At 53.6% G+C, this 20,416-nt stretch carries 20 protein-coding genes; 13 read left to right on the top strand and 7 right to left on the bottom strand.

What is annotated here, in order from left to right:
• Positions 1–320: 320 nt before the first annotated feature.
• On the bottom strand, positions 321–2,084 hold the full coding sequence (locus FYJ64_RS10325; protein ID WP_154575053.1) for an AMP-dependent synthetase/ligase: 1,764 nt from the start codon (positions 2,082–2,084) through the stop codon (positions 321–323).
• A 432-nt stretch (positions 2,085–2,516) separates the two neighbouring features.
• Here FYJ64_RS10325 and aroF point away from each other — a divergent pair, with 432 nt between their 5' ends.
• The 8 genes from aroF to aroQ are packed head-to-tail and all read left to right on the top strand — an operon-like array spanning position 2,517 to position 9,690.
• Positions 2,517–3,518 carry a 3-deoxy-7-phosphoheptulonate synthase gene (gene aroF, locus FYJ64_RS10320; RefSeq protein WP_154575052.1) on the top strand — a complete coding sequence of 334 codons (1,002 nt, stop codon included), beginning with the start codon at positions 2,517–2,519 and terminating at the stop codon, positions 3,516–3,518.
• The gene (locus FYJ64_RS10315; RefSeq protein ID WP_154575051.1) at positions 3,515–4,384 is read left to right on the top strand and encodes a prephenate dehydrogenase; all 870 of its coding nucleotides are present in this window, start codon (positions 3,515–3,517) and stop codon (positions 4,382–4,384) included. Before aroF ends, FYJ64_RS10315 begins: the two co-directional genes overlap by 4 nt.
• Positions 4,324–5,580 (top strand): 3-phosphoshikimate 1-carboxyvinyltransferase, encoded by a 1,257-nt coding sequence (gene aroA, locus FYJ64_RS10310; protein ID WP_154575050.1) that lies wholly within the window; start codon positions 4,324–4,326, stop codon positions 5,578–5,580. The genes FYJ64_RS10315 and aroA overlap by 61 nt, the downstream gene beginning before the upstream one ends.
• 3 nt (positions 5,581–5,583) lie before the next feature.
• On the top strand, positions 5,584–6,618 hold the full coding sequence (locus tag FYJ64_RS10305; protein ID WP_154575049.1) for a chorismate synthase: 1,035 nt from the start codon (positions 5,584–5,586) through the stop codon (positions 6,616–6,618).
• A complete protein-coding gene (locus FYJ64_RS10300) occupies positions 6,611–7,753 on the top strand; it encodes a bifunctional chorismate mutase/prephenate dehydratase (protein WP_154575048.1) in 1,143 nt (380 codons plus the stop codon). The genes FYJ64_RS10305 and FYJ64_RS10300 overlap by 8 nt, the downstream gene beginning before the upstream one ends.
• Before the next feature lie 14 nt (positions 7,754–7,767).
• The gene (locus FYJ64_RS10295; RefSeq protein ID WP_154575047.1) at positions 7,768–8,034 is read left to right on the top strand and encodes a chorismate mutase; all 267 of its coding nucleotides are present in this window, start codon (positions 7,768–7,770) and stop codon (positions 8,032–8,034) included.
• A gap of 25 nt (positions 8,035–8,059) precedes the next feature.
• Positions 8,060–9,250: a shikimate kinase gene (locus FYJ64_RS10290; RefSeq protein WP_154575046.1), complete on the top strand. Its 1,191-nt coding sequence runs from the start codon at positions 8,060–8,062 to the stop codon at positions 9,248–9,250.
• Positions 9,250–9,690 (top strand): type II 3-dehydroquinate dehydratase, encoded by a 441-nt coding sequence (aroQ, locus tag FYJ64_RS10285; RefSeq protein WP_154575045.1) that lies wholly within the window; start codon positions 9,250–9,252, stop codon positions 9,688–9,690. Before FYJ64_RS10290 ends, aroQ begins: the two co-directional genes overlap by 1 nt.
• On the opposite strand, the gene FYJ64_RS10280 is transcribed toward aroQ, so the two are convergent.
• Complete coding sequence (locus tag FYJ64_RS10280) at positions 9,653–10,426, bottom strand: YibE/F family protein (RefSeq protein WP_154575044.1); 774 nt, start codon at positions 10,424–10,426, stop codon at positions 9,653–9,655. The genes aroQ and FYJ64_RS10280 overlap by 38 nt on opposite strands.
• Complete coding sequence (locus FYJ64_RS10275) at positions 10,423–11,538, bottom strand: YibE/F family protein (RefSeq protein ID WP_154575043.1); 1,116 nt, start codon at positions 11,536–11,538, stop codon at positions 10,423–10,425. The genes FYJ64_RS10280 and FYJ64_RS10275 overlap by 4 nt, the downstream gene beginning before the upstream one ends.
• 101 nt (positions 11,539–11,639) lie before the next feature.
• Here FYJ64_RS10275 and FYJ64_RS10270 point away from each other — a divergent pair, with 101 nt between their 5' ends.
• The 5 genes from FYJ64_RS10270 (at position 11,640) to FYJ64_RS10250 (ending at position 16,788) form a co-directional block, all read left to right on the top strand.
• Positions 11,640–12,914 carry an O-acetylhomoserine aminocarboxypropyltransferase/cysteine synthase family protein gene (locus FYJ64_RS10270; RefSeq protein ID WP_154575042.1) on the top strand — a complete coding sequence of 425 codons (1,275 nt, stop codon included), beginning with the start codon at positions 11,640–11,642 and terminating at the stop codon, positions 12,912–12,914.
• Between the two features lie 8 nt (positions 12,915–12,922).
• Positions 12,923–13,498, top strand: a complete 576-nt coding sequence (locus tag FYJ64_RS10265) for a hypothetical protein (RefSeq protein WP_154575041.1) — start codon at positions 12,923–12,925, stop codon at positions 13,496–13,498.
• Positions 13,499–13,503: 5 nt separating this feature from the next.
• Positions 13,504–14,205, top strand: a complete 702-nt coding sequence (locus FYJ64_RS10260) for a metallophosphoesterase (RefSeq protein WP_154575040.1) — start codon at positions 13,504–13,506, stop codon at positions 14,203–14,205.
• A gap of 33 nt (positions 14,206–14,238) precedes the next feature.
• A complete protein-coding gene (locus FYJ64_RS10255; protein WP_154575039.1) occupies positions 14,239–15,417 on the top strand; it encodes a phosphopentomutase in 1,179 nt (392 codons plus the stop codon).
• Positions 15,418–15,480: 63 nt separating this feature from the next.
• Positions 15,481–16,788 (top strand): pyrimidine-nucleoside phosphorylase, encoded by a 1,308-nt coding sequence (locus FYJ64_RS10250; protein ID WP_154575038.1) that lies wholly within the window; start codon positions 15,481–15,483, stop codon positions 16,786–16,788.
• Between the two features lie 53 nt (positions 16,789–16,841).
• Here FYJ64_RS10250 and FYJ64_RS10245 read toward each other — a convergent pair whose 3' ends face one another.
• The 4 genes from FYJ64_RS10245 to FYJ64_RS10230 all read right to left on the bottom strand — a co-directional run bounded on the left by FYJ64_RS10245 (position 16,842) and on the right by FYJ64_RS10230 (position 20,104).
• The gene (locus FYJ64_RS10245) at positions 16,842–17,243 is read right to left on the bottom strand and encodes a hypothetical protein (RefSeq protein WP_154575037.1); all 402 of its coding nucleotides are present in this window, start codon (positions 17,241–17,243) and stop codon (positions 16,842–16,844) included.
• A 205-nt stretch (positions 17,244–17,448) separates the two neighbouring features.
• On the bottom strand, positions 17,449–18,042 hold the full coding sequence (locus FYJ64_RS10240) for a PepSY domain-containing protein (protein ID WP_154575036.1): 594 nt from the start codon (positions 18,040–18,042) through the stop codon (positions 17,449–17,451).
• Between the two features lie 174 nt (positions 18,043–18,216).
• Positions 18,217–18,915: a response regulator transcription factor gene (locus FYJ64_RS10235; RefSeq protein ID WP_154575035.1), complete on the bottom strand. Its 699-nt coding sequence runs from the start codon at positions 18,913–18,915 to the stop codon at positions 18,217–18,219.
• Between the two features lie 67 nt (positions 18,916–18,982).
• Positions 18,983–20,104 (bottom strand): sensor histidine kinase, encoded by a 1,122-nt coding sequence (locus FYJ64_RS10230; protein WP_154575034.1) that lies wholly within the window; start codon positions 20,102–20,104, stop codon positions 18,983–18,985.
• Positions 20,105–20,416 lie beyond the last annotated feature (312 nt).

The raw sequence follows: 20,416 nt of genomic DNA, 5'->3' as shown, positions 1-20,416 counted from the left end.
ATCATCCTGAAATTGTCTCCGCGAATCAGAGCCTGTTCGATGTAGATACGGTCTGACAGTGTCAGATGCTTGTGGTCACTTTTGATATCTTTACTCATAAAAACCTCCTCATTGCGCAGACAGGTGACCATATATTCATTATATAGTTGTGCAGGAGTAAATTCAGCAATGTGGAAGTTAGTCTTACACAAATGGAATTTAAAAATATATTTAACGTTGGAAAGCGGGGAGCAGTTGCCCCGCATCAGAATTTTGGTCATCGGGTTCTCCATAAATCAATTTAGGTAAAAAATTACCGCTTATAGATTGCGATGAGCGTATTATATCATAGAACTGGGTTTAACTTCAACATACCGTTTAACCTTTCCGGTGGTCGTTTTCGCCATCTCCTGATCAGTCACTGTCAGACGGAGAATGTGCTTGTAATTCGGGAGCTCATCGTTCATCTTATCGATATCCCGGCGGATCAGCGTCTGGATCTTGTCGGGATCCCAGGTACCGAAATGATCGCGGAAATAGGCTTTGTCATATACGATTTTCGCACACAGAGCAAGATCCTTATCGTTGCCGTCTCTGTGGCGCGGTTCGCCGTACACCATGTTTTCCCGGACATAGGGGAAATCGCTGATCCGGAGCTCAATCTCTTCCGGATACACGTTTTTGCCGTTTTTCAGAACGATGACGTTTTTTTTGCGGCCTCGGATATAGAGGAAGCCGTCCCTGTCCACTGAGGCGAGATCGCCGGTGTGAAGCCATCCATCAGTGAGTGTGGCGGCAGTTTCCTCCGGATTATGATAATAACCCGTCATGATGTTTGGACCTCTGGCGACCAGCTCGCCGACGCCCTCCGCATCTGTGTCGATAATGCGGAGATCCACGCCGGGCATGGCCTTGCCGATGGAGCCGGGTCTGCGGTTGCCGGGATTTTCCGCGGCGAGTACCGGGGAAGCCTCCGTCATACCGTATCCCTGCACCACGTTGATTCCGACAGCGTCAAATCCTCTGGCCGCGGCAGGATCCAGCGGCGATGCGCCGCTGATGATAAACCGCAGACTGCCTCCCAGCTGCTCAATGATATCGGAAAAGATCCGGCGGCGCCGGTCGATGTGAAGCCGCCGCAGAATACCGGAGATCCTCAGTCCCCTGCGGAAAACCTTATCCTTTCCCTGTTTATGTATACCGTTTATTATCCTTTTGTACATCGCTTCAATGAGAAGCGGAACGCAGACGAACACGGAAACGTGATATTCCGCGAGATTTTTCTGTATATATTTCAGTCCGTCACAGAATGTGGTGGTGGCGCCGGCCGCGATCATCAGGGTCTGTCCGGTGGAACCGAAGGTGTGGTGGTAGGGCAGAAACGCCATGTTGATATCGCCGCGGCGGATGTCTTCAACCTGAAGCATCGAGTAGATATTGCTGAGGATGTTGGTCTGACTCAGCATCACCGCCTTGGACAGATTTGTAGTTCCGGAGGTGAACAGAATAATGCTCATCGCCTGCGGATCGACGGGAAGCCGGGAATATTCCGTATCCCCGTTTTCCAGCGCCAGATAGCCTTTGTCCAGGATCCAGCGAAACGGCTCAGAACTGTCTGATTCATCCATGCAGATGTACGTCTCTACGGAAAGTTCGCCGGTTTCTGCTGCCTGACGGACCAGAGAACTGTGGTCCCGGTCAAAGATCAGGACGTCGCACCGGCTTCTTTCCAGAGAGGAGACCAGCTCCTCGCAGGGCAGTCCCTTGTCCAGAGGAACGCAGATTCCCAGTCCGCAGAGAACCGCATAGTAACTGACTATCCATTCGTAGCGGTTTTTGCCGATAATAGCGAAGCGCTTGCCGGCCAGTCCAGATTTCAGAAGTCCGGTTCCAAAGGCGTCCACGTCCCGTTTCAGCTCCCGGAAACTGATTCTCCGGTATTCGGCGGGACTGGTTTTCGTCGCACGTTTTTCTTTCAGGATGAACGCGCAGTCATCCCCGTATGTATCTGCTGCGTATTGAAGCAGCTCGCGGAAATCCCGGTGCTCGACCGTCCTGTAGACGGGAGACAGCTGCGGGATCCGGACAGCATTTTCATATGTCATTGTTTTTCCATCCTTTATCTGCTTATTATATCACAAAGGTACTGATGCATACAAGAAAACAATGCGAAAGGGTTTTGTGAAGAAACAACAAAAAAATATAATTTATTTGGGGAAATACTTGATTTTTATAATCGCATGTGCTAAAGTAGGGATAAATCAGGACGGTGACGGGGCAGCGCCGCGGGACGCGGACGCCGGAGGACCGGAACCGGGAACAATACAGAAAACGATACAACAGACGGAGATCAGTGATGAACAGATTTGGTTTTGCAGCAGAATACTTTTATTATTACTTTTTCTTTGGAAACAGAGGAAGAGCGTTTTGCTGTATGGAAAAGTAACAGTGACTGATCAGACAAGACTGATTCGCTAACCAGACCCTCTCAGCAAACGCTGCGGGGGTTTTTCTATGAGAACTGGAGGAGAAATCAAATGGTTACAGTTTTAAAGGCAGGTACTACAGAAGAACAGAAACGGATGCTGATTAAATGGTTTGAAGATCAGGGACTTCGTGTACACGAGTATGAGAACGACAACCAGACCGTGCTGGGTCTGATCGGCGATACCAGCGGAATTGATGTGGAGATGCTGGAACTCCTCGATATCGTCGAGCATGTGGCGCTGATCTCAGAGCCGTTCAAGAAGGCGAACCGGAAGTTTCATCCGGAGGACTCGGTCATCGACGTCGGAGGAAGAAAGATCGGCGGCGGAAGCTTCGCGGTGATTGCGGGCCCGTGTTCGGTAGAGACGGAGGAGCAGATTATCGAAGTCGCAAAGGCGGTCAAAGCGTCCGGAGCCACGATGCTCAGGGGCGGCGCGTTCAAGCCGAGAACCTCGCCGTATGACTTTCAGGGACTGAAGGCGGAAGGGCTGAAGCTCCTTCTGGAGGCGAAGAGGGAGACGGGGCTTCCCATCGTGACGGAAATCATGAATCAGGACCACCTCGATCTGTTCGAGGATGTGGACGTGATCCAGGTGGGAGCGCGGAATATGCAGAACTTTGAGCTCCTGAAGGAGCTGGGGCGCACAGATAAACCGATTCTGCTGAAGAGGGGACTGGCGAATACCATCAAGGAACTTCTGATGAGTGCGGAATATATCATGAGCGGAGGGAATGAGAACGTGATTCTTTGTGAACGCGGAATCCGGACATTCGAGACCTACACCCGAAACACTCTGGATCTTTCCGTGATTCCGGTCCTGCATAATCTGACGCATCTTCCGGTGGTGGTAGATCCCAGTCATGCGACGGGGCACTCGGATCTGGTGGAGCCGATGGCTATGGCGGCTACCGCGGGCGGGGCAGACGGCCTGATGATTGAAGTGCATAACAATCCGCCCATGGCTTTGTGCGATGGAGCGCAGTCCCTGACACCGCTGCAGTTTGAAGAGACGATGAAAAAGGTTCGCAGGATCCGGGAGGTGGTAGCATGAAGGTCGGAGTCGTAGGTCTGGGTCTGATCGGAGGCTCACTCGGAAAAGCATACCGCAGCGCCGGCGTCACTGTATACGGACAGGATATTGATCCTCTCACAACTCAGTATGCACTGATGGCGGAGGCGATCGACGCAGAACTTACCGACGGAAATATCCGGGAATGTGACCTGATTCTGATTGCAGTCACACCGGTACAGGCGGTAAAATGGTTTAAGGAGAATGCGGAGAAAATTTCCGGACAGACTATTGTCATCGACTGCTGCGGGACCAAGCGGTACGTCTGCAGTCACTGCTTCCCCATCGCCGCGGAGCACGGACTGACCTATATGGGAGGTCATCCCATGGCGGGAAAGGAACGGGGCGGTATCAAGCACAGCTCGGATGATCTCTTTCGGGATGCACCCTTTATTCTGGTTCCGGAGCATGCAGACGACATGGAACTGCTGATGGAAGTGAAGGGGATGCTGATGCTGGCAGGCTTCGGCCGCATTGGAATTACCACAGCGGAGGAGCATGACCGGGTCATCGCATTTACCTCTCAGATGCCGCATCTCGTGTCAAACGGATTCATAAAAAGCGACACTGCACTTGCAGACAGCCAGATGATCTCTGCCGGGAGCTATCAGGACTTCACCCGTGTGGCATACCTGGACGAGAAGATGTGGTCCGAGCTCTTCCTGGAAAACAGAGATTATCTGACAAAGGAAATCGACAGCCTGATCGGGGAACTGACCCGGTACCGTGACGCGATTGCGGACGGCGACCGCGGACGCCTGGAGCAGCTGCTGGCAGAGGGCAAAAAATGCAAGAGCGCGGTGCTGGAGAAGTGCGGTCCCGCACAGATCAACGGAGAACGAAATTGAGTATAATTATAGACATCATTCCTTCAAAATCATTTGCACACAGGGCTTATCTGTGTTCGGCGCTATCGGATCATCCCAGCCAGGTGATCTGCCGCTTTACATCAGAAGATATTGAAGCCACACGGGAGTGCGTGCGTGCGTTGCGGGAGGGGGAATCCGTGATGGAATGCGGAGAGAGCGGATCCACCCTTCGGTTTCTGCTTCCGGTCATGGGTGCGCTGGGGAGGCGAGGCGTGTTTATGACAAAGGGAAGACTGGCTGACCGGCCTTTGTCTCCACTGCGGGAAGAACTGGAACGGCACGGGTGCAGGCTCAGTCCTCCCGGAACGTCTCCGGTGACCATCGAGGGGCAGCTGACATCCGGCGAATATGTCATTCCCGGAAATGTGTCCTCTCAGTTTATCAGTGGTCTCCTGACGGCTCTGCCCCTGCTGAAGGGAAACAGCACTGTTGTGATTGAAGGGCCGCTGGAATCCTCAGCATATGTGGATATCACCACAGAGGTTCTGATGAAGTTCGGAATCGGCTGGGTCAAGAAGATCACTGGCGATGGATGCTGTTACGAAATTCCGGGAGGGCAGATGTATCAGGGCCCCCGGCAGTATGTGGTCGAGGGTGACTGGTCGAACGCCGCATTCTGGCTCTGCGCAGGAGTGATCGGAAAAGAACCGGTGACGGTGCGGGGGCTGCGAAAGGACTCGCTGCAGGGGGACCGCAGGATTGTGGATATTCTGCGGGACTTCGGAGCGGAGCTTCGCTGGGATGGCAGTGAAATCACCGCATTTCCCTCCCGTCTCACGGGAACGGAGGTGGACGTCTCGGGCGTTCCGGATCTGGCTCCGGTCATCGCGCTTGCGGCATCGGTGGCGTCCGGAAGAACGGACATCAACAATGCCGGGCGCCTCAGACTGAAGGAAAGCGATCGTCTGACATCTGTCGCAGAGTCGATGAACGCGCTGGGGGCGCGGGTAAGAGAAAAAAAGGACAAGCTTGTGATTCGCGGTTCCGGTGGAGCGAGTCTGATCGGAGGCTATGTGAAGTCCTGGGGGGATCATCGCATCGTGATGATGGAGGCCATGGCGTCGCTGGTATGTGAGCACAAAGTAATCATCAGAGGAAAGGAGGCCGTCAGCAAATCCTGGCCCGGTTTTTTTCAGGAGCTGGAACGGGCCGGACTGGCGGGGAATCTGAAGTAGAATATGGCATCAGAATTTGGAAAAAACATCAGAGTTTCGATTTTCGGGGAATCTCATGGCGCGGCCATCGGCGTCAGCATCGACGGGATGCCGGCGGGAGTTTCCGTCGATATGGAGCGGCTTCAGCATTTTCTCGACCGGCGGGCGCCGGGGCGGAGCCGGTTTACGACAGCGCGAAGGGAGGAGGACCGTCCGGAGTTTCTCTGCGGAATACGGGGCGGCGTGACCTGCGGCACTCCCATTACCGCCATTATCCGAAACCGCGATATCCGGTCGCGAGATTATTCGCAGATGGAAAACATTCCCCGCCCGGGGCATGCGGATTACGCCGCGAGAGTGCGGTACGGCGGAAATGAAGACTGCAGAGGCGGCGGTCATTTCAGCGGACGTCTGACGGCTCCGCTGTGCGTCGCGGGCGGAATTTTTCTTCAGGCCCTTGAAGCGGAGGGAATTACAGTCCGTGCGAGGATACTGGAAATCGGCGGAAACACGAAAGATCCCCGCGGTGAGATTGAGAAAGCCATGGCTGAGAAGGATTCCGTAGGAGGAATTATCGAATGCGTTGTGAACGGGATGCCTCCCGGAATCGGCGATCCCATATACGACGGTCTGGAAAACCGCATTTCTCTCGCCGTATTCGGAATCCCGGCCGTAAAGGGAATCGAGTTCGGCAGGGGATTCGAGGCTGCCAGACTCCGGGGCAGTGAAAACAATGACGCATTTTACTTTGACGGCGGAACCATAAAGACCAGAACCAATAATCACGGTGGGATTCTCGGCGGTATCTCCAGCGGAATGCCCATCGTGTTCCGCGTCGCCGTCAAGCCGACACCGTCCATAGGGAAAGAACAGGACAGCATCCGATATGACACGGGAGAGAACGTGAAAATGACAGTGCAGGGCCGTCACGATCCCTGCATCGTACCCAGAGCGGTTCCCTGCGTGGAAGCGGCCGCCGCGATGGCGATTTACGATCTGATGGCTGGTGAAATCAGGCCGGAGAGGGAATACAGAATGGAGGACAGGAATAATGAATGAAATTTCGGACTATGAAAAAAAGATCAGTCAGGTCGATGATGAAATCATGCGGATGCTGAAGGAGCGTCTCATGCTTTCGGAGGAGGAGGCCCGTCTGAAGAAGGAGAAGGGACTTCCCGTTCACGATCCCGTGGCAGAGCGGCGGAAACTGGAGGATATCACCGCCCGTGCGCCGGAGGATATGGCCGTTTATACAAAGCTGATGTATAATACGCTGAATGAGCTGACAAAGGATCATCAGCGCAAGGTGGTGCTGGAAGATACTCCCCTTGTGAAGAAAATCAAGAAGGCATGTGAAACCACGCCAAGGGTGTTTCCGGAGCGGGCGCTGGTAGCGTGTCAGGGAGTACAGGGCGCTTATCAGCAGCAGGCTTGTGACAAACTGTTTTCTACTCCGAAGATTCTCTATACGAAAAATTTTAACGGCGTTTTCGCCGCTATCGATCAGGGTCTGTGCCAGTACGGCGTACTCCCCCTGGAAAACAGCACCGCGGGTTCGGTCAACACGATCTACGATCTGATGACAAAATATAACTTCTATATCGTCAGAAGCGTCCGGCTGAAGATTAATCACTGCCTCCTGGCCAAAAAGGGGGTACGGCGGGATGAAATACGCGAAATCTTCTCTCACGAGCAGGCGATTCTCCAGTGCGAGGACTATCTCAAGAACTTCCGTGACGTGAAGGTGACCGTGTGCGCGAATACGGCAGAGGCGGCGGAACTGGTCTCCCGGTCGGAACGCAGAGACGCCGCAGCTCTGGCCTCCTATGAGTGCGGCGAACTTTACGACCTTGATTGTCTGGAGGAATCTGTGCAGGACAGCGGGAACAATTACACGCGTTTCATCTGTATCAGCAAGAACCTGGAAATTTATCCGGGCGCCAATAAGACCTCGCTGATGCTGACGGTTTCCCACAAGCCGGGCTCGCTGTACAATGTTCTTGCTCGTTTTTACGCGCTGGACATCAATTTGTTCAAGCTTGAGAGTCGCCCGATTCCGACGCGGGATTTTGTGTACCGGTTCTATTTCGATATTGAAGCTGAGGCATATTCCGAAAAATTTATCCGTCTGATGAATCAGACGGAGGAACTCTCGCAGGAACTGCGTTATCTTGGAAGTTACAGTGAAATCTGACAGTGAGGAAGGGTATGGGACTGACCGAATACAGAGAAGAAATCGACGCGATCGACCGACAGATTGTAGAACTCTTTCAGCAGCGTATGCGCGTGGCGGGAGATATCTCACGCTGCAAGCAGGAGACGGGTGCGCCTGTTCTGGACAGAGACCGTGAAAGAGAAAAAATGCGTCAGATAGGTGAACTTGCCGATGAAGATATGGCGCAATACTGCAAAATGCTGTATAATAAGATTCTGGAGATGAGTCGCGATTACCAGCGGCGTCTCCTGAACCGCTAATGCCGAAAAGACATGGAGTAGATATATGTATAAGTTCGCACTGATCGGCGGCAGACTGGGACACAGCTATTCACCGCTGATTCACAGCAAATTCGGAGACTATGAGTATGAGCTCTGCGAGGTGGAGCCGGATGATCTGGAAACACTTCTTCGATCCGGACTCTACGACGGGTTCAATGTGACGATTCCGTACAAACAGAAGGTGATGGAGTTTTGTGATGAGATCAGCAACGACAGCCGGAGGATCGGAAGTGTCAATACCATTGTCCGGGATGACAGCGGCAGGCTGACCGGTTATAATACGGACTATTTTGGATTCCGTTATATGCTGGAAACAAACCGAATTGATCCGGGAGGGCAGAAGTGCGTGATCCTCGGATCCGGTGGATCTTCACATACAGTAAGGACCGTGCTGGAGGATCTGGGAGCGAGGGAGATTGTCACTGTTTCCAGAACCGGTGAGAACAATTACGAGAACATGGACAGAAATTTCGACGCGCAGATTATCATCAATACGACTCCGGTGGGAATGTATCCGAACAACTTGGTGTCTCTGGTGGATCTGGACCTGTTCACCGACTGCCGCGGCGTAGTGGACTTAATTTACAATCCGAACCGAACCAAGCTGATTCTGGACGCCATGGAAAGGGGAATCCCCTGCACCAGCGGTCTTGAAATGCTGGTGGCGCAGGCATGGGAGGCCAGTGAGCTGTTTCAGGGAACGGAAATCGATCCGGAAGAAATCCCCGTCGCAGTAGACGAGGTGAGGGATGCAATGCTGAACAAAATCCTGATCGGGATGCCCGGCTCGGGAAAGACTATGCTGGGGCGTAAAATGGCGGAACGCATGGGCCGGGAATTTGTGGATATAGATGACATGGTGGCGGAAAGCGAAGGAATGAGCATTCCTGAAATTTTCGAGAAGAAGGGCGAGCCCTATTTCCGTCGTGTGGAAACGGAGATGCTTCGTAAGGCGTGTATGCGTCGCGGGCTGGTGATTGCCACGGGCGGCGGAATCGTCAAGAACAAGGCAAACTACAATATTATCCGGCAGAACGGCAGTGTAATCTGGATCAAGCGGGATCTGGACAAACTGGAAACCGACGGAAGACCGATTCTCCTGACAACTCCGGTTGAGATTTTGTACGATGAACGCAAGGATGCTTATGAAAGCTGGAGCGACTACTACATTGACAATAATCAGGAGATGAGATAATGAAAGTATTTGTTATCAACGGGCCGAATCTTAACATGTTGGGGATTCGGGAGCCGGATATTTACGGGAAAAAGACCTACCAGGATCTTCTTCATTACATCGATGGAGCGGCGCAGGCTCTGGATGTTACGGTGGAATATTTCCAGTCCAATCATGAGGGGGATTTGGTGGACATGATCCAGAATGCATATGAACATGCGGACGGCATCGTCATCAATCCTGCTGCCTATACGCATACCAGCATCGCGATTCTGGATGCGCTGAAGGCGGTCGGACTGCCTGCGGTGGAGGTACATCTCTCCGATGTGGATCAGCGCGAGGATTTCCGTCGGGTATCCTTTGTGCGCGATGCCTGCATCGGAACCATAACCGGAAAAGGTTTCGATGGATATGTAGAGGGAATCAAGCTTCTGCTGAATCACTGCGCCGGTCGCGAGTGACCATAATGGCGCCCAGAACAGTTGCGACAGGGACCACCAGACAGCAGCCGATGCCGCTGATGGAGATGGTGATCAGCTCACGGGAGAGAGACAGACTGTTCAGTACCGTTGCGAAGGAATAATCCGTGAGGTATTGGATGAATAGCGTCATGTATTCCGCAATATAGATGTAGAAAATTGTATGGATGGACGTACTGAGGACCGCTTTGCTGACTGTGAACGAGGATTCGATCAGAGCCCGCAGAGGAAGGTCCTTATTGTTTGCCCGGATTTCATAGATTGCGGCGGTAATGGCGACCGCGGTATCGATTACCGTGCCGATCAGCGCAATGAACATGATGGAGATCTGCAGGGACAGCATACTGATTCCGATGTTCCGGGTATAGCCGTTGGAATCGGTGATTTCATACTGCTCTCCGGGGATGCCGGAGGCGTTTGCGTGCAGTGCGAACCAGTAAACCAGCGGAATCATGATTAAAATCACAGTCAGAACGGACAGAAAGGAAGCGCGCGATTTGACGCCGCCCTCGTTCTGATAATACAGAGTAATCCCTGTGATCAGTACGCAGCAGCCGATGGTGACCGGGACCGGTGAAGCGCCGCGGTTGATCAGAAAAATTGCCGCGAGCAGAAGCCCAGCGTTCAGAACCGTGGTTACAATGGAGTGGGAACCCTTGTCACCGCTGATCAGCAGAATCAGAATGATGAGAATTGCGGTGAGTATTCCGAGTATCATCGAGTCGTCCTCCTTCTGTAATAATATACGGCGATAGACGCAGACACCGGAATCGCCAGTACGACGCCGATGGAGCCGGTCAGGAAGCGGGCCAGCTCAAAGAAGATGTTGTAACGGATGACGGTCTGCAGGCCGATCCCGTTGCGCAGTGAGAGCAGGAAAAAGGGAAGGCTGGCGGCGATGTTGGTGAAAAACATCAGGCCGATCATCGTGCCGATCAGATCGTCCCCGACAGCTCTGCAGGAGGCGATGAAGTCTCCGCGGTCAGGAGCCTGCCCTGTTTCCGCAATCTGATCCACAGTCATTACCATCGTGACGACTACATCCATGACCGCGCCCAGGCAGCCTACAAGAATCTCGGACAGGAAGATGAGATTCGCGTCTCGCTGTTCATAGGGTTGGTTCAGGTAGTCCATGAAGTCGTAATCCACTCGCCCGCCGAAGTGGATTACCGCGGCTGCGATGAGGGTTGTAACTGCGACGGTGACCAGGGTGGCGACAAAGGAAATTCCGGTTCGTTCACTTTTTCCGTACATGAAGAACAGCAGCATGGCAGTGAAGAAAACGGTCATCGGAATTGTGGTGACCAGCATATTGATTCCTTTTGTATACAGCATCAGCACAACATAGAACGCCGCCATATTCAGCACCAGACTCAAGACAGTCAGCGCGCCCCGCCTGCCGCCAACGAGCAGAAACAATCCGAATAAAATTGTAAGAATCGTAATGACGAGGGCGTCCCTCTTCGTTCCGGTCACGGTACCCGTCAATCCGTTTTCGGAAGGTTTCAGTGCTTCGACAAAGATAAAGTCGCCGGTGCTGTATTCGGTGTCGTAGACTCCTGATTCGGCGAAGGACGCGGTCAGCGTCACAGTCTTGCCTTTGTGGGAGCCGTTCTTCATGACTGCCGTAATCGTCTGACGGTAATATCTTTCGCGGAAACTGCGGGAGCCGTCCGTTCCGGTCCGGGAGCCGGTGTATTCGCTGCGGACCTTCGTGATCTTTGCGACGCCCGTTTTGTACAGGAACGCATCGTTGGTCGTGAAAATCCATACGGCGCAGACCACAGCGATAAAAATCAGAATTTCAGGAATGAGTCTTTTTTTATTCATAAGCGGTATTATACACCGCTCGTGTTATATTTGCAATCAGCCCCCGAATGGTATAGAATATTTAGGTGTACAAGAATTTACGATAGGGAGGCTACGCATCGATGAGAAAAGAAACAAAATGCATTCAGGCGGGATATACGCCGGGGAATGGTGATCCGCGCATGATTCCGATTATCCAGAGCACAACCTTCAGATATGACAGCAGCGAGGCGATGGGAAAACTGTTCGACCTGGAGGCGGAGGGCTATTTTTATACGCGTCTTCAGAACCCGACGAACGATATGGTGGCCGCCAAGATCGCGGCGCTTGAAGGAGGAACTGCGGCAATGCTGACGTCCTCCGGACAGGCGGCGTCCTTTTTCGCAGTTTTCAATATCGCGGGCGAGGGGGATCATGTGATCTCCTCATCCACAATCTACGGGGGAACATTCAACCTCTTCAACGTGACTATGCGTAGAATGGGCGTGGATTTCACCTTTGTCGACCCCGACTGCTCCGCGGAGGAGCTGGAGGCTGCTTTTCGGCCGAATACAAAGGCGGTGTTCGGCGAAACCATCGCCAATCCGGCGCTGATCGTACTCGACATTGAGAAGTTCGCTGATGCGGCCCACGCTCACGGCGTTCCTCTGATCATAGACAACACCTTCGCCACACCCATCAACTGCAGACCCTTTGAATGGGGCGCCGACATCGTGACCCACTCCACGACGAAGTACATGGACGGCCACGACACCTCCGTAGGCGGATGTATAGTGGACAGCGGTAATTTCGACTGGATGGCCCACAAAGAAAAATTCCCGGGTCTCTGCACTCCGGATGAATCCTATCACGGAATCACCTATGCAGAGAAATTCGGAAAAGAGGGCGCGTTTATCACAAAATGCACCGCACAGCTGATGCGGGATCTGGGAGCCATTCAGGCGCCGATGAACGCGTTTTTCCTGAACCTGGGATTGGAGTCGCTGGACGTGCGTATGAAACGTCACGTGGAAAATGCGCAGAAGGTCGCGGAATTCCTGGAGAAAAACGAGAAGGTGGCCTGGGTCAATTACCCGGGACTTCCGGGAAACAAATATTATGACCGGGCGAAAAAGTATATGCCGGAGGGAACATGCGGAGTCATTTCCTTTGGTCTACGCGGAGGACGTGCCGCCGCGGAGGAATTCATGAAGCATCTGAACGTGGCGATCATTGCGACGCATGTGGCGGACGCGCACACCTGCATTCTGCATCCGGCGAACTCCACACACAAGCAGCTGACTGACGAGGAACTGACCGCAGGCGGAGTAGGACCGGATCTGATCCGGCTCTCCGTAGGAATTGAGAACGCAGACGATATCATCGACGATTTGGCGCAGGCACTTGCGGAGGTTTAAGAACGATTATGGAGAACAGAGGACAGCTGGAAGGACTGATTCGCAAATACTTTGAGGAGATCCTTCCGAAATATAAAGAAGTGACTGTGGCGGCTGCGAATGCCGGAAAGAAGCTTCCGGTGTTTCATAAGACGGATTTCAGCGGCCATATTGAGAACTTTCGGCAGATGAAGTCTGCGGCGCAGGAACTGCTGCCGGTTGCGGAGAAAATCGATATCCCCGCTCTGGCGCAGGAGGAGCGGACTGTCGCCCGGGCACTCGTCGCGAGTCTGCGCGATTTCATCCTGCTCTGCGAGCGGAATATGTCCCACTATGACCTGATGGACCGCCGGCAGTACCGGAAAAATCACGTCTCCATGGAAGACTTCAGGCTGTCCGTGACTGGAGTCAACGCGGCGATGATGAAATCGGTAGAGTCGTTGAACGCTCTGGAAACAGCCGATCGCGTTCTTCACGGGGAACCGGTGCGGCAGGATCCTGATTCGGAGCGCGAGACAGACGGAGACACGGCATCGGATGACGAGCAGGCTCAGGATTGCGGGCAGAATCGTGAAGGAGCCGCGAACGAGCAGAACGGAGAATAAAATTAATGAGCATATATGCGATCGGGGATCTGCATCTGTCTTTCGATGAACGGATTCAGAAACCAATGGACATCTTCGGTGATCTTTGGGCGGATCATTCCGCACGTGTCAAAGAGAACTGGCGCAGTAAGGTTCGCGACGGCGACACGGTGCTGATTCCGGGAGACGTTTCGTGGGGGCTGCGTCTGGATGAAGCGTTGGCGGATTTTCGCTGGATTCACGAGCTTCCGGGACGAAAGGTGATTACAAAGGGAAATCACGATCTGTGGTGGACATCCATCAACAAGATGAATCAGATGTTCGACGACATTCTGTTTCTTCAGAATCACTGTTATGCTGTTCCCGGAACGGAGACCGTCATCTGCGGGACGCGGGGCTGGATCTGCCCCGGAACGGAAGGCTTCGACGAACATGATCGGAAAATCTACGACCGGGAACTGATCCGTCTGGAATTCTCCCTGGAGGAGGCGCGGTCTATGGGTGCGCGGGACATTGTCGCGGCGCTTCACTATCCTCCCACCAATGATAAGCTGCAGCCTTCGGATTTTACGGAGATGCTATCGCGGTACGGGGTGAATACCTGTGTTTACGGACACCTGCACGGGAAAGTGAATTTCGGACGCGGACTGCAGGGAACGATGAACGGAGTGGAATACCGGCTGGTATCGTTGGATTATCTGGAAAGTATGCCGGAAAAAATCCGGTGACAAAGAAAATGCATGAACTGAGGTGAATCGATTATGAAGAGAGTCATTCTTATGATTATGGACAGCATGGGAGTAGGCGAGGAGCCGGACGCGCCGGCGTACGGAGACGCCGGCGCGAATACCTTTCTGCACGCCGCGGAGAATACGGAAGGATTCCGTATTCCGAACCTGCAGAAGCTGGGACTTGGAAACATCGAAAACGCCGGAGGCGGGAATTTTGTACTTCCGCAAGAAAAAATCACCGGCTCTTTCGGACGCATGCGTGAAATGTCACGGGGAAAGGACACCATCACAGGACACTGGGAAATCTGTGGCATTGAAACACTCACACCGTTTAAAACCTATCCGGACGGATTTCCAAAGGAATTTATTGAAAAGTTTGAGGCGGCCATCGGAACTGAAGTGCTGGGCAACTACCCGGCCTCCGGAACGGTCATCATCGAGGAACTGGGAGATGAACACGAGGCTACAGGAAAGCCTATTGTCTATACATCCGCAGACAGCGTTTTTCAGATTGCGGCGAACACAGACGTGATTCCGCTGGAACGTCTGTATGAAATCTGTGAAACCGCCCGGGGAATGCTGGTTGGAGACTGGGCCTGCGGCAGAGTGATTGCCCGGCCGTATATCCGCAGAGACGGAAAACGGATCCGAACCGCGGACCGCAGAGATTATGCGGTGGCACCGCCCGAGCCGACGCTGCTTGACAAGGTATCGGCGGCAGGGCAGACGGTATATGCGGTCGGGAAGATTCATGATATTTTTGACGGTCAGGGCTGCACAGTCTCCGTTCACACCGACGGAAACATGGACGGCGTGGATAAAACCCTGGAGGCGATGAAGGAGGACTTCGGCGGACTGATCTTCACGAACCTGGTGGATTTTGATTCTTTATACGGACATCGCCGGAACCCTTCCGGATACGGGCGCGCGATTATGGACTATGACGGACGGCTGCCGGAGATTCTGGCAGCGATGAAGGAAGAGGACATCCTTGTGATTACCGCGGACCACGGAAACGATCCGGTTCACAGCGGATTTGACCATACGCGGGAATATGTGCCGATTCTGATCTGCGGCGCCGGCGTGCGCGCGGGCGTGAGCATCGGGACCAGAAAAACCTTCGCAGACTGCGGCCAGACCATCGCCGAGTATCTGGGTGTGGAGAAAACCGCTATGGGCGAGAGTTTTCTGAAGGATATAACTGAGTGACCAGCAGGCAGAGCCCGGAGAAGTTTACCCCGGGCTTTCCCTTGCACTGAGAGGTGGGATTTTATGGATATGCAGGATATTATCATCAGGAAGCGGGACGGCGGCGTGCTGTCACCGGCGGAAATCAGATTTTTCGTAGACGGATATGTCCGGGAGGAAATTCCGGATTATCAGGCTTCCGCACTGCTGATGGCGATTTATTTTCAGGGACTTGACCGCGGAGAAACAATGGAGCTGACCGAGGCGATGCGACGCTCCGGGGATACGGTGGATCTTTCCTCTGTTCCGGGAATTAAAGTTGACAAGCATTCTACGGGAGGAGTGGGGGACAAAACTACATTGATCGTCGGTCCGATCGCCGCGGCCTGCGGCGTGCCTGTCGCCAAGATGAGCGGACGCGGCCTCGGGTTTACCGGAGGAACGGTGGATAAGCTGGAATCCATTCCGGGGCTTCGGACGACACTGGAGCCGGAGGCGTTCATGAAGCAGGTGCGGGAAACGGGAATTGCGCTGATCGGGCAGTCGGGACATATTACGCCGGCCGACAAAAAACTGTACGCCCTGCGCGATGTGACAGGCACGGTGGAAAACATGAGCCTGATCGCGTCCTCCATCATGAGCAAAAAACTGGCTGCCGGCAGCGACGCCATCGTTCTGGATGTGAAGTGCGGGAGAGGGGCGTTTATGAAATCGCAGGAGGATGCCCGCAGGCTTGCGCAGATTATGGTGGATATCGGCGCTGACGCCGGGCGCCGGACGATCGCAATAATTACGGATATGAGTCAGCCGCTGGGTGACGCAGTAGGAAACGCGCTGGAGGTGCAGGAGGCTATTCATGTGCTGCGGAACGAGGGTCCGGAGGATATCACTGAGCTTTCTGTGGAGATCGCCGGCGCCATGATTTACCTGGGCGGCCGGGTCAGGACTTATGAAGAGGGAGCGTATGTGGCCAGGCAGGCGCTGGTCAGCGGCGCCGGACTGGAGAAACTCCGTGCGCTGATCACGGCTCAGGGAGGCGATCCGCTGGTGTGTGACGATCCCTCGATTCTGACTGTGAGTCCGTCCGAGTGCGACGTTATCGCACAGGAAACCGGATACATCCGGCAGATCGACGCGGAGCAGATCGGCATCGCTTCACAGCATTCCGGCGCGGGCCGGGCGACAAAGGAAGACAGCATCGACCCCGGCGCGGGAATTCTGCTGCATGTGAAGGTAGGGGATCATGTGTCGAAAGGGGACGTTCTCGCGTCTGTCTTCAGCAGCGGACGCAAGAAGGCGGATGCTGCGGCCGAGCAGGCCCGGAAGGCTTACATCATCGATAAGAAAAAACCGGAAAAACCAACGCTGATAAAGGAAATCGTCGGGAAATAAACTGCGGTATTGCGGCGGCTCTTGCAGGGCAGTGTATAAAGCCGGCTGCGGCATTACACGGATTCGCAGAAACTGTCCAGATTCTTCAGAATCCAGTCCATGCTTTTCGGGATCCGTGCGGCGTCCGGCGTCTGACTGAAGTCCAGAACCTGCTGCCGCAGATCACCGTCCCGGAAAACAAAGTACTGGCACAGCCGGAAGATGTTTTTATAGGCTTGGGCGTCTTCCGAAGGAAGACGGAGATCGCGCATGGCGAAATCAATGGCGACGATGCCGGAACGTATCCCGACCTGACGTCGGTCGAAGACGTATTTTGCCGCGGCAATCCGGCGCTGGCGCGCCATTTCTGCAGGGTGTTCGCCGAACTCCGCATACAGCCCGTCCAGAATTTCATCACGGATGCCCGTCAGAACCTTTCGGCTCAGGGCATCCGTATTTTCTTTCTTTGCGTTCATAGAAGAAACCTCCTGCTTCGTATTGTACCATAATTCCAGCCGGGGCGTTTGCTTTTTCTCCGCCGGTGGGACTTATTCCGATTGCCTTTTCCGTGAACCGCATCACAAAAAAAGACTGCGAAGGCAGTCTTGCTGTTAAATGCGGCAGAGGGCTTCGCCGTTTCCGAAGCCCTCTGCCGCATTAGTCAGTGCCGGACAGTGCTGATCAGTCGTCGTATTCATAGCGGTCGTCGTCGATGTCGTTCCGGTCGTCATGGTCATCGTCCATTTCTTCAACGACTGCCCTGGTGGAAGCATTCACCATATAACTGTGCACGACTCCCTTTGTATCGAGGTATTTGAATTCGTAAAAGAGCGCGCCGTTTTCTTCTTCCAGTCCGTCTGACACGATGTCCGCGCTGTCCTTGAGATTCAGATGCTTTTTGAGCACCGACAGAGCTTCGCTTTCCGTGCAGCCGGCTTTTTTCGCAAGCTCGGCCAGTGCGCGCTGCTCCTGAGCGTCTTCCGGATCGTTGTTGTCATCCGTGAGTCGGGTCGGGGAGGTCTGAGCGTCTGTCGCTGTTGTCTGCAGAGTATCCGTCTGACCGGCAGCCTGCGCATTCAGTTTTGTTTCATACCGTGCCTCCAGCTTGTCTTCATAACGCTCCAGCGCGTAATTGGCAACGGGCAGTGTGATCGCCGCGATTATGACGAATGCGGCGGCGGCAGTCATCAGTCTTTTGTGCCTGCCGATAAAACTCCGTGCCTCAGTCATTGTCAGTTTCCCGGAAATTCCCTTCTTCTTATTCTTATCCTCCATAAAATTTTCCTCCTTTGTGTCTGCTGCGACGTTTACGTCACAGTCTCCTGTTTAGTAAGTATTTTCAACTGTTGGACATAGTATAGAGGAAAAAAATTAAACTGATTTTAACAGCTTATTAATATTTTATAAACTCCGGAATTTTTTTCACGGATACGGAATTCGCGGCGGCGGTTACAGAATTGTAAATCGATATCCGGCGCCCCAGACGGTCTCGATGTAACGGGGGTTTGCAGTGTCGTCTTCGATTTTTTCCCGGATTCTGTTGATGTGAACCGTCACGGTAGAGGTGTCCCCGCAGGCGTCCATGCCCCAGATCCGGTCGAACAGGGCGTCCTTCGAAAACACGATGTTCGGGTTTGATGCGAGGAAACAAAGCAGTTCGTATTCTTTGTTCGTCAGAGCGACCTCCGAGCCGTTTACAAAGACACGGTGGGAAAGTGTATCGATTTTCAGTCCGCCGACCTCGATGACCTGCGTTTTCACCGGCTCGCGCGCCTCGCTGAGCAGTCTTTCGTGTATCCGGATGTGTGCCCGGACTCTTGCCACCATTTCAGAGGGGCTGAACGGCTTGATTATGTAATCGTCCGCGCCCAGACCGAGTCCGCGAATTTTGTCAACGTCTTCTTTCCTTGCTGTCACCATGATGATCGGTGTGTTTTTGTTCCTGCGCACCTCACGGCAGATGTCAAAACCGCTGGGGCCGGGGAGCATGACGTCAAGCAGGATCAGCGCGTATTCCTCCTCCGTCGCCAGGCGCATGCCCTCAAATCCGTCGGATGCGATGACCACCTCAAATTCCGCGGCTTCAAGATAATCCCGCTCCAGCGCCGCAATCAGTTCATCGTCTTCTGCAATCAGTATTTTCTTCATAGGTTACTCCTCTTAACTTCAATGGCAGTCGGTGATTCGAATTCAACAGATAATCGGCAGTTCGATTTCAGCGCACAGCCGGCAGCTCGATTTCAATGCTCAGGCCGTCTCGGTTGAAGGCGCGCACACTGCCGCCGTGCCCCTCCGCGATGCTCTTCACGATGGAGAGCCCCAGGCCGCTTCCTTCGCCGGCGTTGGATCTGGCTTTGTCGCCCCGGTAGAAGCTGTCGAATATTCTCTCAAGCTCGTCTTCCGGAACGCCGGGACCGTCGTCGGAAACTGTGATAAGCGCCGACTGACCGTCCGAACGGACATCCACGCTGACGGTGACTAAGTCCTTCTGGCTGTATCGTAGGCTGTTTTCAAAGAGATTGACGAAGAGCCGCTTCATTTCCCGGGGATCAATCATGGCCACAGGTTCGGGTGACTGCGCTTTGTACAAAATATTTATCCGGTCGCGCTCTGCGCCGCTCATATAGTCGTCGATAAGGGAGGAAATGTACGTGCCGAGCTCGGTTCTCTGCAGGTTGTAATGAAAGGATGAATTTTCAAGCCTGCTGAACAAAGAAAGGGTCTCGACTAACGATTCCAGGTCGGAGGTGCGCCGCTGTATCGCCGCATAGTAACGCTCCCGCTTTTCATCTGTATCTGCAATGCCGTCCCGCAGACCCTCGACGTAGCCGCGGATGGAGGTCAGAGGCGTGCGGAGATCGTGAGAGATTCCACTGATCATCTCACGTCTGTACTGATCGTATCGGATTCGTTCCTCTACCGACTGCTTCAGACGGATGCGCATCTCATTGAAATCCCTGCACACTTCGCCGATTTCATTGTTTCTTCTGTAGGCGATCTCTGCATCCAGATCTCCGTTTCCTATGCGTCGCGCTCCTTCCCGAAGTTCCTCAAGCGGACGGATGATGGATCGGCTTATGATTCCGGTCAGAATAACGCTGATCAGAATAACTGCGCCGATGAAAATCATCGCGATTCCGCCGGCAAGTGCAAGCAGCGATGTTTTCAGGTCTTCAAAATCTCCGATATCCAGATGTCCCTCCTCGAAAATTTCTTCAAGCCCGTCCATCCGGTTCTCAAATATATCCCCGATTACCACAGAAGCAGCCAGCGCCATGACAGCCGGCAGCAGGATCATCAGCAAATTGGAAAGAATCAGTCGTTTCCTGATTGTCATAAAAATACCTCCTTCGTATCGGAGATCCGGTGCGGATTCGGCGCACGCCGAGCAGGAGAAGTTCTGCACGACTCCGGCACACTTACGAGCTGTGTGTTAACAAACGGCCGAATCCCTGAGCACAAGCATCAATTAGTGTCTGCCGGCGTACCCTTCCATTGGATGGTGCGTCGCGGCGCTGCTGAAAAACTGCCGTCAGCGCCCATTAAGTCCGACGGGGACTTAATGAGCAGACACTAATTATTATACTATATCTGAGCGTTGATTGAAATCCCCGGATTCGCATGGTCGATGTGAAGATGGTGAACGGCG

The organism is Hornefia butyriciproducens (assembly GCF_009695915.1).
Lineage (GTDB): Bacteria > Bacillota > Clostridia > Peptostreptococcales > Anaerovoracaceae > Aminicella > Aminicella butyriciproducens.
This window is presented reverse-complemented; position numbering and strand designations above follow the sequence as displayed.

Coding starts and splice junctions, on each gene's coding strand:
- FYJ64_RS10325 (WP_154575053.1), bottom strand. CDS start 2,084: ATGACATATGAAAATGCTGTCCGGATCCCGCAGCTGTCTCCCGTCTAC.
- aroF (WP_154575052.1), top strand. CDS start 2,517: ATGGTTACAGTTTTAAAGGCAGGTACTACAGAAGAACAGAAACGGATG.
- FYJ64_RS10315 (WP_154575051.1), top strand. CDS start 3,515: ATGAAGGTCGGAGTCGTAGGTCTGGGTCTGATCGGAGGCTCACTCGGA.
- aroA (WP_154575050.1), top strand. CDS start 4,324: ATGCAAGAGCGCGGTGCTGGAGAAGTGCGGTCCCGCACAGATCAACGG.
- FYJ64_RS10305 (WP_154575049.1), top strand. CDS start 5,584: ATGGCATCAGAATTTGGAAAAAACATCAGAGTTTCGATTTTCGGGGAA.
- FYJ64_RS10300 (WP_154575048.1), top strand. CDS start 6,611: ATGAATGAAATTTCGGACTATGAAAAAAAGATCAGTCAGGTCGATGAT.
- FYJ64_RS10295 (WP_154575047.1), top strand. CDS start 7,768: ATGGGACTGACCGAATACAGAGAAGAAATCGACGCGATCGACCGACAG.
- FYJ64_RS10290 (WP_154575046.1), top strand. CDS start 8,060: ATGTATAAGTTCGCACTGATCGGCGGCAGACTGGGACACAGCTATTCA.
- aroQ (WP_154575045.1), top strand. CDS start 9,250: ATGAAAGTATTTGTTATCAACGGGCCGAATCTTAACATGTTGGGGATT.
- FYJ64_RS10280 (WP_154575044.1), bottom strand. CDS start 10,426: ATGATACTCGGAATACTCACCGCAATTCTCATCATTCTGATTCTGCTG.
- FYJ64_RS10275 (WP_154575043.1), bottom strand. CDS start 11,538: ATGAATAAAAAAAGACTCATTCCTGAAATTCTGATTTTTATCGCTGTG.
- FYJ64_RS10270 (WP_154575042.1), top strand. CDS start 11,640: ATGAGAAAAGAAACAAAATGCATTCAGGCGGGATATACGCCGGGGAAT.
- FYJ64_RS10265 (WP_154575041.1), top strand. CDS start 12,923: ATGGAGAACAGAGGACAGCTGGAAGGACTGATTCGCAAATACTTTGAG.
- FYJ64_RS10260 (WP_154575040.1), top strand. CDS start 13,504: ATGAGCATATATGCGATCGGGGATCTGCATCTGTCTTTCGATGAACGG.
- FYJ64_RS10255 (WP_154575039.1), top strand. CDS start 14,239: ATGAAGAGAGTCATTCTTATGATTATGGACAGCATGGGAGTAGGCGAG.
- FYJ64_RS10250 (WP_154575038.1), top strand. CDS start 15,481: ATGGATATGCAGGATATTATCATCAGGAAGCGGGACGGCGGCGTGCTG.
- FYJ64_RS10245 (WP_154575037.1), bottom strand. CDS start 17,243: ATGAACGCAAAGAAAGAAAATACGGATGCCCTGAGCCGAAAGGTTCTG.
- FYJ64_RS10240 (WP_154575036.1), bottom strand. CDS start 18,042: ATGGAGGATAAGAATAAGAAGAAGGGAATTTCCGGGAAACTGACAATG.
- FYJ64_RS10235 (WP_154575035.1), bottom strand. CDS start 18,915: ATGAAGAAAATACTGATTGCAGAAGACGATGAACTGATTGCGGCGCTG.
- FYJ64_RS10230 (WP_154575034.1), bottom strand. CDS start 20,104: ATGACAATCAGGAAACGACTGATTCTTTCCAATTTGCTGATGATCCTG.